Origin of the sequence: Micromonospora sp. WMMC241 (assembly GCF_027460165.1) — a bacterium.
Lineage (GTDB): Bacteria > Actinomycetota > Actinomycetes > Mycobacteriales > Micromonosporaceae > Micromonospora > Micromonospora humi.
This window is the reverse complement of the sequence record NZ_JAPZBF010000001.1, coordinates 2,697,410-2,711,149: the sequence shown is the minus strand read 5'-3', so window position 1 is coordinate 2,711,149 and position 13,740 is coordinate 2,697,410. Positions and strand designations below refer to the sequence as shown.

Genomic DNA, 13,740 nt, shown 5'->3' with positions numbered 1-13,740 from the left:
ATCCGGCGCGGTGCCGTCCGACGGTCAGGTGCAGTTGCGGATGGACCAGACCGGGTCCCAGTTCTGGGAGCCGGTGCCGGTGCCGGTGAAGGAGTTCACCACGTTGCCGGTCTGGCCGTAGAAGGTGACGGTGGGGCCGCCGGTCTGGGAGTTGACGTAGAAGCCGGCGCCGTGCCAGTTGGCCAGCGAGTAGCGGGCGCACGTGAAGAGGTCGAAGATCTTCCAACTGGCCGTGGTCGGGTCCCAGACGAACGTGCAGAGGTTGCCGCTGGCGCAGGTGGCCGGTTTCCCGGCGGCCACGTGCCGCACCTGCCGGGCGGCCGGCGACACGGTCGGGGCCACCGCCTGGAGGCGCACCTGCCGCGCGGCGGCCGGCGCCGTCGGCAGGGTGAACGCGTGGTCACGGCCGGGTGGCCCGCCGGGTCTGGCGGATGCCGGAGCGGCCAGCACGAGGACGCCGGCGAGGACCACGCCGACGAGCAGCGCGACCCGGCGGATCAGGCTCAGGGAGGTGGTGGTGGACATGGGCTGCCCCTTTCCGAAAGCTGTTCCCGAATTCGACCCCGATGCGGGTCATATTCACCGCCGGGCCGAATAACCGCAGCTTAGGACGGCTTCCCCCACCCCACCAGGCCGGTATGTCGACAGTTTCAGAAACTGCACGACCGCAATTGCACGCCGAATTCCGCTCGCGTTTTCCGGCGTCCGCCGAACCCCCGCCACCGGTGCGGCGACGGGGGTTCGACGGGCAGCGGTCGGTCAGGCCGCGGCGAGCGGCTGGCCGCCGAGGCTCTGCGCGTCCACCTCGGCCGGACGCAGCGCCAGCGCGAGCACGTCGGCGACGTCGGCGAGGGTGTGCACGGTCAGCGCCTCCCGGACCTCGGCCGGCAGGTCGTCCAGGTCCGGCTCGTTGCGCTTCGGGATGATCACCTCGGTCAGGCCGGCCCGGTGCGCGGCGAGCAGCTTCTGCTTCACACCGCCGATGGGCAGGACCCGTCCGGAGAGGGTCACCTCGCCGGTCATCCCGAACTCCGGCCGCACCGGGCGGCCGGTGACCAGGGACGCCAGCGCGGTCACCATGGTGATGCCGGCGCTCGGGCCGTCCTTCGGCACCGCGCCCGCCGGGAAGTGCACGTGGATCCGCCGCCCGGCGAGGGCATTCGGGTCGATGCCGAGGCGTCGTCCGTTGGAGCGCAGGTACGACAGCGCGATGTGCGCCGACTCCTTCATCACGTCACCGAGCTGACCGGTGAGGGTCAGGCCCGGCTCGCCCTCCATGCTGGTGGCCTCGATGAAGAGCACGTCGCCGCCGGCGCCGGTGACCGCCAGGCCGGTGGCCACGCCGGGGACCGCGGTCCGCTCGGCCGACTCCGGGGTGAACTTCGGCCGGCCCAGGTAGCGGGCCAGGTTACCGCTGTCCACGCGGACCGCCGCCGGGTCGGACGCCAACGCCACCGTCACCTTGCGCAGGATCTTGGCGAGTGCCCGTTCGAGCTGCCGGACGCCGGCCTCCCGGGTGTACTCCCCGGCGATCAGCGCCAGCGCCTCGTCGGCCACGGTCACCTCCTCGGCGGTCAGCCCGGCCCGCTCCCGCTGCCGGGGCAGCAGGTGGTCGCGGGCGATGGCCACCTTCTCGTCCTCGGTGTAACCGTCCAGCGTCACCAGCTCCATCCGGTCCAGCAGCGGGCCGGGGATCGCCTCCACCACGTTGGCGGTGGCCAGGAAGAGCACGTCGGACAGGTCGAGGTCGACCTCGAGGTAGTGGTCACGGAAGGTGTGGTTCTGCGCCGGGTCGAGCACCTCCAGCAGGGCCGCCGCCGGGTCGCCGGAGTAGCCGACCGCCAGCTTGTCGACCTCGTCGAGCAGCACCACCGGGTTCATCGAGCCGGCCTCACGCAGCGCCCGCACGATCCGGCCGGGCAGCGCGCCGACGTAGGTGCGCCGGTGGCCCCGGATCTCCGCCTCGTCGCGCACGCCGCCGAGGGAGACCCGGACGAAGTTCCGCCCGAGCGCCCGGGCGACCGACTCGCCGAGGCTGGTCTTGCCGACACCGGGCGGGCCCGCCAGGGCGAGCACCGCGCCGGAGCCGCGCCCACCGACCACGCCGAGGTTGCGCTCCGCGCGGCGGTTGCGCACCGCGAGGTACTCCAGGATGCGCTCCTTCACGTCGGCCAGGCCGGCGTGGTCGGCGTCGAGCACGGCCCGCGCCGCGGCCAGGTCGGTGTTGTCCTCGGTACGCGTGTTCCACGGCATCTCGAGAACGGTGTCCAGCCAGGTGCGGATCCACCCCGCCTCGGGCGAGGCGTCGCTGGCCCGCTCCAGCTTGCCGACCTCGCGCAGGGCCGCCTCGCGGACGTCGTCCGGCAGGTCCGCGGACTCGACCCGGGTGCGGTAGTCGGCGGAGCCGTCCGGCTCGTCCTCGCCGAGTTCCTTACGGATCGCGGCGAGCTGCTGCCGGAGCAGGAACTCGCGCTGGGACTTCTCCAGCCCTTCCCGGACGTCGCTGTTGATCTGCTCGGTGACCTCCTGTTCCGCCAGGTGCTCCTTCACCCAGCCGACCAGCAGCTCCAGCCGGGCGGTGACGTCCGGCGCGGCGAGCAGCTCGGTCTTCTGCGCCAGGCTGAGCCAGGGGGCGTAGCCGGCCGAGTCGGCCAGCTCGGAGAGGTCGGTCATCCGCTCCATCGCGTCGATGACCTGCCAGGCGCCGCGCTGCTGGAGCACCGAGGTCATCAGCGCCCGGTACTCGCGGGCCAGTTCCCGGGCCCGGCCGGCCGGGGCGGGCTCGTCGAGTGCGGTCGCCTCGACCCAGAGGGCCGCGCCAGGGCCGGGCACGCCGGAGCCGATGCGGGCGCGGGCGAGACCGCGGACCACGGCCGCCGGCTCGCCGCTGGGCAGCCGGCCCACCTTCTCGATGGTGGCGACCACGCCGACCGAGCCGTACTCGCCGTCGATGCGGGGCACGGCCAGCAGTTCCTTGTCGCCGGTCGCGCGGGCCGCGTCGACCGCGGCCTGGGTGGTCGGGTCGAGGGTCACCGGGATGACCATCCCGGGCAGCAGGACGGCGTCGGTCAGGGGAAGTACCGGAAGAGTTGCCATCGAACACCTGCCATCACGTTGGTTGAGCGTGCCTGACTCAAGTAACAAACCGTGCCCCTTGTTCCGGCCTGTGACCCAGGACACACTCCGACCGCCGCCACCGATGTCCCCCTTTTTCGCCGTCCACGGATTCCGCGACCCGCCGAATGGCACTGGGCGGGTATTGTTGCGAAATTACCGCTTGGTAGGTCAAACTCTTAGCCACACCCCGCCCGACACAGGGAGTAATGGCGATGGCAAGGAAAGTAATCACCGTTCTGACCGACGACCTCGACGGTGGAAAGGCCGATCGGACCGTCGAGTTCAGCCTGGACGGCGTGGCATACACGATCGACGTCTCCGACGAGAACGCCGGCGTCCTGCGCAAGGCGCTCGACCCCTACATCAACGCTGGCCGGCGCATCGGCCGCGGACCCGTCGACGCCGGCCGCACCACCCGGCGAGCCGCCCGGCCGAGCACCTCGGGAATGGACCGCGAGCAGAACCGCGCGATCCGCGAATGGGCAGCCAAGAACGGCCACGAGATTTCCGAGCGGGGCCGCATCCCGGTCTCCGTGGTGGAGGCGTACAAGAACCGCTGAGCCTCCCGGTCAACCGTCGGGCGCCCCCGGGGTCACGCTGAGATGTCGGCGTGACCCCGTTCTGCTTTTTCCGGTCGCCAATTTTCATCCGGCCGGATCGTCGTGGCACGAATTTTCTTCCGCCCTCACCCGGCGCGAGGCACACCGTTCCGGATGCCGCCCGCGCGCGGATGCCTTTCGAGCTGATATCAGCGACGACTCAGCTCCCAAAGGCCGCCGCGAGGAGAGTCCCCGCCCGCCCCGATGTCGCTCCGGCGCCGGGAGACGGCGAGAGCCGCCCGAGGTCCTCCCCGGGCGGCTCCGCGTCGTCGTCGTTCGGTCAGTTGACCTGGATGCGCACCACGTCGATGGCCGGGGTCTGGTTGGCCCGCTCCATCATCGGGATCCGGTGGGAGCCGTCGCCCGCCCACACCGAGCACTGGGCCAGGCCCGAGTCCGGCAGGCCGGGGATCTGGATCAGCACGTCGTCCGGCTGGCCCCCACCCTTGCCGTCCTCGGTGGCGACGAAGAAGGCGGGCACGTCCTGCGGGTTCGGGGGCTGCCGGGTGCTGCCGAGCATCCGGCACGCGGTGTGGAAGTGGCCGCGGACCAGGCCCTGGTCGTTGAGCAGCGAGCTCTCGATGTAGTAACCACCCTGCCCGGCGGCGAGGAAGCGGTCCCGCACCAGGTTCTTCGTGGTGACCCGGAGGGTGAACGGCTGGTTGCGCTGCACCTGGTTCGGGAACTGGGTGATGAGCAGCGACGGGTTGTTCGCCGCGGCGCCGACCTCGCCGAAGGAGGTGCTCACGCAACGGTTGCCGTTCTGGAAGCCGTTGTGCGCCTCCAACTGGCTGTTGGTGCAGTCCTTGGCCAGCGCCTGCAGGCCGCCGCCGTTCTGGCCGCCGCCGTTGTTCCCGCCGTTGTTGCCACCGTTCTGACCACCGTTGTTGCCACCGGTCTGGCCGCCGTTGTTGCCACCGGGCTGACCGCCGTTGTTACCACCGGTCTGGCCGCCGTTGTTCCCACCGTTCTGGCCACCACCGTTGTTGGCGCCGCCGTTGTTGCCACCGTTCTGCGCGTTGTCGGCGAGGGCGCACTGGGCGAGCTTGTCCAAGCCCTGCGGGCGCTGGCCGCCGCGACCGATCGCCGTGGCGATCCGGTTCAGGGTGGCGGTCCGCTTGTCCGCCAGCGGACGGAGGATGGCGTTGTTGATGAAGTTGCCACCGTTGCGGCCGTCCGCCGCGAGCCGCCGGTTCGCCTCGGCGATCTGGCTGTCCAGCAGCGCCAGGTTGCGGTCCACCTCGGCGCGGGCCCGGTCGGGCACCTGCGGCAGCTTGCTCTTGACGTCCGGGCAGGTCACGGTCGGGGTGCCGGCACCCGCGCCGCCCGCGTTCGTCTGCTGACACTCGGCCGCGGACATCTGGCCGTCGCCCCAGTGGTTACGCACCCAGCGGCCGTTCTGCCAGGTGCGGGTGGTGCTGCCCTGACCGCCCGGAGCGGTCGCCCCCGGGCTCGAGGCCACGCAGGACGCCGAGGCGGCGCGAGTGGTCCTCCGCTGGTCCTGGGCGGACGAGATCTGGGTGACGGCGACGATGCCGCCGAAGACGGCGAGCGTGCCGACCACGGCCAGCACCCGCTTGCTCCGCGCGTTACCGGATGACCGGCGCGCCCGTGTGGACCTGCGCATCGAATTGCTCTCCTTCTCGATCCGGTAGTTGACTGGTGATCCCGGCGGATTTCCTCGGGGTGGGATCACTGCGACGCCGTGGTCGCGCGTCAATGGCCGACGATGCCCTCTCCGCACCGTCTCCGCGCCGTCCGGGCGCGGCGGAAGATCTGCGTCCATTCCCGCTTAGGTACGGAGCGCCGTCGGCGAAGGTTCAACCGGAGATCGGAAAAAAATCGAGCGCCCGGCCGGCGGCCGGAACGGGCGGATCAGTCGGCGCAGAGATGGTCGAACGCGAAGCCGCCGTCGAAGGAGTCCCGTCGGGCGGCGAGCCGTCGCACCTGCCCGCGCAGGTCGTCCCGGTCCACCAGGGACGTCGCGTCGGCGTCGAGGTCACGCAGCCGCTCCCCCAGGGCCATCGCGGCCAGGTCCTCCGCGAGCCGGCCCGGCTCCACCCCGCAGGAGAAACCCCGGGACGTCAGCCGCACCCGCTCCACCAGGCAACGGCCGGGCCGCACCTCGACCCAGCCCCAGCCCTCCGCCGGCCCGTCCGTCCACCGCACGTGCAGGCCGCGCACGATCGGGTCGGCCAGCCGGCCCGCCACGTACGCGCCGACGGCCTCGGCCCGGGCCAACGCGCCGAGGTCGTTGACCGGACCACGCCGACCGTCCGGCAGCCGGCCGACGATGTCGCGGAACCCGACCGTGTCCCCGCCGTCCGGGTCGGTGCCCTCGGCGTAGGCGCGCGCGTCGAGCACGTATGCCACGAACCGGCGGACCTGGTCGCCGCCGCCGAGCGTCGACGACTCGACCCGCAGCAGCGGCAGGCCCACGGCGGCGCAGACCGCGTCGGTCAACCGGTCGGCGCGGCGGGCGGCCGAGCCGTCGGGCGCGGGCGCGCCGAAGCGCACGGCGAACCGCGGCAGGCCGGTGTCGGCGGCGCAGGCCACCAGGTCGAGGCGGGCCCGTCCGGCGGTGCTCCACTGACTGCCGGTGATCCCCGGTGGACGGCCCAGCGCCAGTTCGGCGAGCCGCCGGTCGGCGTACCCGACGTGGCCCGCGTGCGCCAGGCGCGGCGCGGCGCCGGACCGGATCGGCCGCAACCAGGAGGCGGCCACGCTGCCGGTGCTCGTCATCTCGCCACAATCCGTCCGTCGCCTGCGTCGACGTCCGAGTGTAGGGCGTCGATCATGGTGGCCGCCTCGGCGGTGCGGCGGAATCCGGCCGCCCGACGGGCGGTGCGTCGCCGAGTCCGGCGATCTAGGCTCGGCGGGTGCACAGCGGACTGACCCCGGAACGTTTCACCAAACGCAGTCTCGTCGCCGTCTCCCACGCCGTCGAGCAGGCCGCGCTGGCGGAGGCCGAGGACGGCCCACTGGTCGTCCTCGCGCTCTTCCAGCGGCTGCCGTACTTCGAGCGGGAGCGGGCGGTCTACCGGCGCATCGCCGGTCGGGCGGCCGTCACCGTGGTCGGCATGGTCGGCGGTCCCCCGCCGGACCTGCCCGACGGGGTGTACGCCGTGACGCTGGACGAGACGGAGGAACTGGCCCGGGAGTGGAGCGTGGTGGCGCTGACCCCCCGCTTCGGCGCCTCCCTGGTGGCGTACGACCGGGGTGAGGTCACGCCGGCCGCGACGCTGGAGGCCGGCCGGCTGTTCGAGGGCCGCTGGGGGTTCCGCCGGGACGCGGCGCTGCACGAGGTGATCCGGCTGCGGGAGCGGCTCGCCGAGCGGCTGCCCGGCCCGGCCCGCTCGGCGCTGGACGAGGCGGTCGCCCGGGTGCGCGACATCCCGGCCGGTCCCGGCGAGGCCCGCGCCGAGTCGGCGCTGCGGCTGCTCGCCCGACGCGGTGACCGGAGCGCGCCGCCGGTCGAGACCACGGACGGCATGCTCGACGATCCCGGCCTGCGCCGCTGGAGCGGGGCGGACGGGGTGACCGCCTCCGGCACCCTGCCGGTGGCGCTGGTCGGCCTGCGGGTGGACGAGCCGGCCGGCTCACCGGAACGCTTCGGCCGGCGCAGCGCCGCCCGCGAGGGTCAGGCCCTGCTCGCCGCCGTCACCGGCGTGCTGCGCCCGGTCGACCGGGCGGTCCGGGTGGCCGACAACGAGTTCCAGCTGGTCCTCCCGGCGCTCGGCGAGCCGGAGGCGCTGGCCGTGGTGGGCCGGCTGCACGACGCGATCGGCGCGCTGGCCCGGTCTTTCCCGTTCGTCGCCTACTCGGTGCACGCGGCGGTCGCGGTGACCGCCCGGCGTCCGCTGCCGACGGCGGACCTGCGGGCCGCGGTGGAGTGGGCGGTACGCGAGGGGGTGCCCGTGGCGGGCCTGCCGCCGGAGCCCGCCGTCGCCCCGGCCGAGGCCCGCTGACCGGTCAGCGCCGGACGACCACCTCGGTGGTGGGTTCACGGTGGTCCGCCGACGCCGGCCACCGGACAGGGATCCGTCGATGCGCGAGGATGGGCCGGTACGAGGGGAGGACGGCGTGCGGGTGGTGTCGCTGGTGCCGTCGCTGACCGAGGCGGTCGCGGCGACCCGGCCGGAGGTCCTGGTCGGGGCGACCGACTGGTGCACCCACCCGGCCGGACTGGACGTCCCCCGGGTCGGCGGGACGAAATACCCCGACCTGGAGCGGGTCCTCGCCCTGGCGCCCGACCTGGTGCTGCTCAACGAGGAGGAGAACCGGCTCGCCGACGCGGAGGCGCTGCGCGCGGCCGGGGTCGACGTCCGGGTCACCTTCCCGCGTACCGTGCCGGAGGCGCTCGACCAGCTCGGCGCGCTCGTCGCCGCGCTCGGTGCGCCGGCCGAGCCGCCCTGGTTGCGGGCGGCCCGGCGGGCCTGGGCCGCCCCACCCGCGCCGGCGCGCGTACGCACCGCGGTGGTGCCGGTGTGGCGGCGACCGTGGGTGGTGCTGGGCCGGGACACGTTCGCCGGGGACGTGCTGCGCCGGCTCGGCGTGGTCAACGCCTGGGCCACCGACCCGGAACGCTATCCGCGCCCGACCCTGGACCGGTTGCGCGAGCGGGCGCCGGACCTGGTGGTACTGCCGGACGAGCCGTACCGGTTCACCGCCGACGACGGGCCGGAGGCGTTCGGCCAGGTGCCCTCGGCGCTGGTCTCCGGCCGGCACCTCACCTGGTACGGCCCGTCGCTGGCCGAGGCGCCGGCGCTGCTCGCCGCCCAGCTCGCCACGCCGGTCTGAGCCGGGAACCGGTCACGCGATCGGGGTGGCGTGCACCGGGTCCAGCTCCATCAGCGTGGTGTCGTCCACGTCGTACGAGATGGCGTTGTGCACCGCGACCACGCCGGCGACCTGACCGGCCAGACGGCCGGCGAGCTCGGCGGCGCTGCGGCGGTCCAGCCGACCGTCCATGGTGACCTCACCGCCGGTGACCTGCACGGTGACCAGGCCGTCGCGGACCGAGAGCACCCGGCGCAGCACCTCCTGGACCACGTCCTCGCGGATCTCCGCGTCGGTGCGCAGATGCACCCGGAGCAGGTCGCCGCGGGTCACGATGCCGGCCAGCCGGCCGAGGTCGTCGAGGACCGGCAGGCGCTTGACCGCCTCGCGGTCCATCAGCCGGGCCGTCGCCGCGAGGGCCGCCCGCTCGTGCGTGGTGACCGCCGGCGCGGTCATCAGGTCCCGGGCCACCAGCGCGCCCGCCTTCTCCCGGGCGGCCCGCCGACGCCGTCCCTCGAACACCCGGCGCTCCTCGGGCCGGCCGGACCGCTCCACCTTGTGCAGCAGGTCCGCCTCGGAGATCACGCCGAGCACCCGGCGGAACGAGTCCACCACCGGCACCCCGCTCACCCGCTCCCGGACCAGCACGTCGACGACGTCGCGGTACGGCGTCTCCTCGCCCACCGTGGTGACGTCCCTGGTCATCACGTCGGCCACCTGCCATGTCCTCATCACGACCTCCTCGCCACGTGCCTCCACCAGCGACGCTAGGCCGCCGGCGGTCGCCGGGACAGGGGCGGCGGGCCGGTCCCGGGCGGGCCGACCGGACCGGGTCCGGACGGGACCAAGGACCCGGTCGCGAGGGCACCCTCGGCCCTGCTCCGGGCCGCCTCCGGGCGGTGGAATGGAGGTGCCACCGAAGCGCGGTGCCAGGCACAGGAAGGGACGTGGAGACCATGACCGCGACAATTGAGCGGACCCCCGCCGCCACCAACGCTCCGGCGGTCGAGACCCCCCGCCAGAAGGCCACCCGGTACGTCTGGGCCGGGCTGCGGATCGCCCTGGGCTGGATCTTCCTCTGGGCCTTCCTGGACAAGATGTTCGGCCTGGGGCACGAGACCCCGGCGAAGAACGCCTGGATCAACGGCGGCAGCCCGACCAAGGGCTTCCTGGGCAACGCCGTGGCCGGCCCGTTCGCCGACATCTACCACGACATCGCCGGCGCGGCCTGGGCCGACTGGCTGTTCATGCTCGGCCTGCTCGGCATCGGCGTGGCGCTGCTCCTCGGCGTCGGCAACCGGATCGCCGCCGTCGCCGGTGGGCTGCTGCTGGTCCTGATGTGGACGGCCGTGCTGCCCCCGGAGAACAACCCCTTCATGGACGACCACCTCATCTACGCGGGCCTGCTCGCCGGCCTGGCCCTGGTCGGCGCCGGCAACACCCTCGGCCTCGGCCGGGCCTGGGCGAAGCTCCCCCTGGTTCAGCGCCTCCCCTGGCTGAAGTGAGCGCAGGTCGCCCCGGGCGGGCGTCGCCGGCAGGCGACGCCCGCCTCGTCGTGCGCCCCCGGCGGGCGAGGTCGGCCTCGTCGTGCGTCCCGGCGGGCGAGGTCAACCTCGTCGTGCGTCCCGGCGGGCGAGGTCGGCGGTGCGGCGGGGACCGGCGCGTATCGGCCGGTCGCGATCCGGCAGGATCGACGGTGACCGCACCGTCAGCACCGAGGAGACCCGCTCATGGACAAGCCCGAGGTTGGCCCGATCGAGGGCGCGCCGCCCGCCGATCTCGTCATCGAGGACATCACGGTCGGCGACGGCCCGGAGGCCCACGCCGGCCAGCTGGCCAGCGTGCACTACGTGGGCGTGGCCCACTCCACCGGACGCGAGTTCGACGCCTCGTGGAACCGGGGTGAGACGTTCGAGTTCCCGCTCGGCGGCGGCCAGGTCATCGCCGGCTGGGACCAGGGCGTGATCGGCATGAAGGTGGGCGGCCGGCGCCGGCTCACCATCCCGCCGCACCTGGGCTACGGCGCCCGCGGCGCCGGCGGCGTCATCAAGCCGAACGAGACGCTCGTCTTCGTGGTGGACCTGCTCGGCGTGCGCTGAGCGCTCCCCCTGGCCACCGGGCCGTCGGCGTCGCGCCGGCGGCCCGGTCGTCGCTCAGGCGGCGACGCAGGTCAGCAGCTCGCGGGCGCGGCCCGACTCGCGCACCGGAACGACCCGGTGCAGGCCGGTCACCCGCAGCACCCGGGCCACCACCGGCGCCGGGTCGAGCAGCACCAGCTCGCCCCCGCGGGCCCGGACCCGCAGGTGGGCGGCGGCCAGGGTGCGCACCCCGGCGGCGGAGAGCAGCGGCACGCAGGACAGGTCGACGCGCACCACCGGGCGCGCCGGCGCCGCCCAGAGCGCGGCCCGGAACGCCGACACGGTGGCGATGTCGATCTCGCCCACCGGGCGCAGCTCGACCGCGTGGTCGAGCACCTCCATCGCCACCGAGAAGCGGTCGCCGCTGTCCGTCATACCGGTAAACCTACCCCCGCCCACCGACAGTTCCGGCTGCTCGGCGGCGGGTTCCGGGTAGCTTCCGGTGCCGACCCCGAGCCGTCTCAGGGTCATCCCGCAACCGCCCGTCGCCCGTGCGTGGCCGCGCAGACACGCCGCGCGGACTCCCCACCCCGGCCGCGGGCGGGCCACAATGACCCGATGGCCGTCCCCCGCCCGCGCGTCCCCCTGCTGATCCGCCCGGTCCGCGAGCCGGCGACGGTGCCGCCGCCGCTGGCCGGCGCCTGGGCCCCCGACGACACCCGGCTGGACCGGGCCGACCTGCTGCCGCTGCCCGACGGCGGGCACGGGCCGGAGGACGTGGTCGTCGACGCCGACGGCCGGGTGATCAGCGGCGACGAGGACGGCCGGCTCTGGTGGTGGCCGGTGGACGCCCCGGCCGGCGCCCGCCCCACGCTGCTCGCCGAGACCGGCGGCCGGCCGCTCGGCATCGAGCTGGATCCGGTCGACGGCGGGCTGCTGGTCTGCGACGCCTACCGGGGGTTGCTGCGGGTCGACCCGGTGGGCGTGGTGCACGAGCTGACCGGCACCGCGCCGCCGGTGCACCTGGCCGACAACGCCGCGGTGGCCCGCGACGGCACCGTCTACTTCACCGACTCGTCGGACCGGTTCCCGCTCTCGCACTGGAAGCGGGACCTGCTGGAGCACCGGCCCAACGGGCGGGTGCTGGCGTACGACAGGCGCACCGGGCGCACCGACGTGGTGACCGACGGGCTCTACTTCCCCAACGGGCTGGCGCTCACCCCGGACGAGTCGGCGCTCATGCTGGTCGAGACCGCCACCCATCGACTGCTGCGGGTGGACCTGCCGGACGGGCGGGCCACCGTGCTGGCCGACCTGCCGGCGTACCCGGACAACGTCTCCGCGGTCGGCGACGGGACGTACTGGATCGCCCTGCCCAGCCCTCGGCTGCCGGTCATGGAGCGGCTGCTGCCCCACCCCCGGGTCCGCCAGCTCGTCGCGTTGCTGCCCGGGGCGGTGCAGCCGCAGCCACGCCGGTACGGGCTGGTCGCGCTGGTCGACGGCGCGGGGCGGGTGCTGCGGACGCTGCACGGGCCCGGCGGCGCGTACCCGATGGTGACCGGCGTGCGGCAGCACGGCCGGCAGCTCTGGCTGGGCAGCCTGACCGCGACCGGCGTGGCCCGCGTCGACCTGGACTGAGCCGGCGTCGGGCCGGCCCGCACGGACGCGGGCCGGCCCGTGGCCGTTCCTCCCCCGGTATCAGCCGCCGCTGTTGCTCCTGGTCGGAGTGGGCGCCGGCGCGGACCCGCCGGCCACCGCGCCAGGATGCGGCGTCGGGCTCTGCGTGGGCTTCAACCCCGCCGGTACGGGCAGCGCGCTGCCCTTGGCGAACTCGTTCCAGCTGACGTTCCAGGCGGTGAAGCCGTTGCCCGGCTGGAGCTGCACCTCGGTGCCCTTGACCGTCACCAGGTCACCGACCTGCGTGACGCCCATCAGCCAGTCCGCGCCGGCGGCCGAGACGTTCGTGCACCCGTGCGAGGTGTTGTTGTAGCCCTGCTCCCCCTCCGACCAGGGCGCGGAGTGGATGAACTCGCCGCCCCAGGTCAGCCGCTGCGCGTCGTCCACGTCGACCACGTAGCCGCCGTCCGGCTCGCCCCGGGTGTCGAACGTGGTGTGCTCGTGCTTCTCCATGATCACCATCGTGCCGCTGGAACTCGGCGTGCTCGGCTTGCCGAGGCTGACCGGGAGCTTCCGGAGCACCTTGCCGTCCTGGTAGACCGTCATCTGCTTGGTGGTGTTGTCGATGTCTAGCGACACCTGCCGGCCCACCCTGGCGGTCGCCACCCGGTCGACGTCGCCGACCGCCTCCTTGCCGATGGGCAGCCCTTCCAGCGCGCTGCGCACGCTGATCCTCGTGCCGGGCTTCCAGCGGTCGGGGGCCCGGTACTCGGCCTGCTTGCCGTCGGACATCCACGACCAGGCGCCCGGCTGCGGCGGGTCGGTCTTGACGAACAGCCGGCGCTGCACGTCCGCCCGCGCCTGCTCGGGAATCGGCGGGTCGAACCCGAGGACGACCGGCATCGCCGTCCCGTACGTCCGGTTGTCCTGGAAATACAATTCGCTGGTGACGGCCGGTTTGGTGGATTTGGCCATCGTGGTGAACGTCGTCTTCTGTGTGGTGGTCTTCCCGGAATCACCGGCCACGGTCACCTCGGCGGTGTACGTCCGGGAATTGGCCAGCGGGCGGTCCGGCACCCAGCCGGAACCGTCCTCGCGCGCTTGGGCCGGCACCGGGCGCCCCTTGTCGTCGGTGAGCTTCACGCCGGTCACCTTGCCGTTGCTGACCCTCGTGCCCACCTCCGCGCTGATCGGCACGTCGCGGGCCCGGTCGGCCGGCGTGACCGCGACCGACGGCGGCGCCGCCTCGGCGTGCCTCACCACCGACTTCGGGCCGGCGGTGCACGCGCCGACCGCGAGCGGCGCGGCCGCGACGGTCATCGCGAAAAGCGTCAGTCGCCGCCTCACAAACATATTTCGCCCCCCATTTCCGAACCCCCTCGCCCACATTCTGTAGGCCCGGCGTCACGGGGTGGCACCTTCGGCGGAATTGCTCGGAAACGGCCGCGCGAAATGATGCGACGGCTCCCGGATCAGGGATCGCGCCACCCACTCGTCCCGTTCTGCGAACTCGGGCTCAGGCTCGGGCTCGACGACGGTCGGGCCGGATG

At 73.8% G+C, this 13,740-nt stretch carries 13 protein-coding genes; 6 read left to right on the top strand and 7 right to left on the bottom strand.

Annotated features, from left to right (window positions below; all coding sequences use genetic code 11):
* Nucleotides 1-24 precede the first annotated feature (24 nt).
* Nucleotides 25-525, bottom strand: coding sequence for a hypothetical protein (locus tag O7598_RS12545; protein WP_269691501.1), 501 nt, complete (start codon nucleotides 523-525; stop codon nucleotides 25-27).
* Between the two features lie 234 nt (nucleotides 526-759).
* The gene (gene lon / locus O7598_RS12540; protein ID WP_269691500.1) at nucleotides 760-3,096 is read right to left on the bottom strand and encodes an endopeptidase La; all 2,337 of its coding nucleotides are present in this window, start codon (nucleotides 3,094-3,096) and stop codon (nucleotides 760-762) included.
* Nucleotides 3,097-3,329: 233 nt separating this feature from the next.
* On the opposite strand from lon, the gene O7598_RS12535 reads away from it, so the two are divergent.
* The gene (locus O7598_RS12535) at nucleotides 3,330-3,677 is read left to right on the top strand and encodes a histone-like nucleoid-structuring protein Lsr2 (protein WP_269694860.1); all 348 of its coding nucleotides are present in this window, start codon (nucleotides 3,330-3,332) and stop codon (nucleotides 3,675-3,677) included.
* 319 nt (nucleotides 3,678-3,996) lie between these two features.
* On the opposite strand, the gene O7598_RS12530 is transcribed toward O7598_RS12535, so the two are convergent.
* Nucleotides 3,997-5,343, bottom strand: coding sequence for a hypothetical protein (locus tag O7598_RS12530; RefSeq protein ID WP_269691499.1), 1,347 nt, complete (start codon nucleotides 5,341-5,343; stop codon nucleotides 3,997-3,999).
* Between the two features lie 248 nt (nucleotides 5,344-5,591).
* Complete coding sequence (locus tag O7598_RS12525) at nucleotides 5,592-6,458, bottom strand: DUF2726 domain-containing protein (RefSeq protein WP_269691498.1); 867 nt, start codon at nucleotides 6,456-6,458, stop codon at nucleotides 5,592-5,594.
* A 137-nt stretch (nucleotides 6,459-6,595) separates the two neighbouring features.
* Here O7598_RS12525 and O7598_RS12520 point away from each other — a divergent pair, with 137 nt between their 5' ends.
* Together O7598_RS12520 and O7598_RS12515 are read left to right on the top strand one after the other, a co-directional pair.
* Nucleotides 6,596-7,684, top strand: a complete 1,089-nt coding sequence (locus tag O7598_RS12520; RefSeq protein ID WP_269691497.1) for a DICT sensory domain-containing protein — start codon at nucleotides 6,596-6,598, stop codon at nucleotides 7,682-7,684.
* A 115-nt stretch (nucleotides 7,685-7,799) separates the two neighbouring features.
* On the top strand, nucleotides 7,800-8,516 hold the full coding sequence (locus O7598_RS12515; protein ID WP_269694858.1) for a helical backbone metal receptor: 717 nt from the start codon (nucleotides 7,800-7,802) through the stop codon (nucleotides 8,514-8,516).
* A gap of 12 nt (nucleotides 8,517-8,528) precedes the next feature.
* Here O7598_RS12515 and O7598_RS12510 read toward each other — a convergent pair whose 3' ends face one another.
* Nucleotides 8,529-9,227, bottom strand: a complete 699-nt coding sequence (locus O7598_RS12510; protein ID WP_269691496.1) for a CBS domain-containing protein — start codon at nucleotides 9,225-9,227, stop codon at nucleotides 8,529-8,531.
* Nucleotides 9,228-9,442: 215 nt separating this feature from the next.
* On the opposite strand from O7598_RS12510, the gene O7598_RS12505 reads away from it, so the two are divergent.
* Both O7598_RS12505 and O7598_RS12500 read left to right on the top strand, forming a co-directional pair.
* Nucleotides 9,443-10,000: a hypothetical protein gene (locus tag O7598_RS12505; RefSeq protein ID WP_442929853.1), complete on the top strand. Its 558-nt coding sequence runs from the start codon at nucleotides 9,443-9,445 to the stop codon at nucleotides 9,998-10,000.
* Nucleotides 10,001-10,225: 225 nt separating this feature from the next.
* Nucleotides 10,226-10,594 (top strand): FKBP-type peptidyl-prolyl cis-trans isomerase, encoded by a 369-nt coding sequence (locus tag O7598_RS12500; protein WP_091056121.1) that lies wholly within the window; start codon nucleotides 10,226-10,228, stop codon nucleotides 10,592-10,594.
* 54 nt (nucleotides 10,595-10,648) lie between these two features.
* Here O7598_RS12500 and O7598_RS12495 read toward each other — a convergent pair whose 3' ends face one another.
* A complete protein-coding gene (locus O7598_RS12495) occupies nucleotides 10,649-11,008 on the bottom strand; it encodes an STAS domain-containing protein (protein ID WP_269691494.1) in 360 nt (119 codons plus the stop codon).
* 183 nt (nucleotides 11,009-11,191) lie between these two features.
* Between O7598_RS12495 and O7598_RS12490 the strand changes: the two genes are divergently transcribed.
* Nucleotides 11,192-12,211 (top strand): SMP-30/gluconolactonase/LRE family protein, encoded by a 1,020-nt coding sequence (locus O7598_RS12490; RefSeq protein ID WP_269691493.1) that lies wholly within the window; start codon nucleotides 11,192-11,194, stop codon nucleotides 12,209-12,211.
* Nucleotides 12,212-12,271: 60 nt separating this feature from the next.
* Here O7598_RS12490 and O7598_RS12485 read toward each other — a convergent pair whose 3' ends face one another.
* Entirely contained in the window at nucleotides 12,272-13,543 is a 1,272-nt protein-coding gene (locus tag O7598_RS12485; protein ID WP_269691492.1) for a L,D-transpeptidase, read from the bottom strand.
* Nucleotides 13,544-13,740 lie beyond the last annotated feature (197 nt).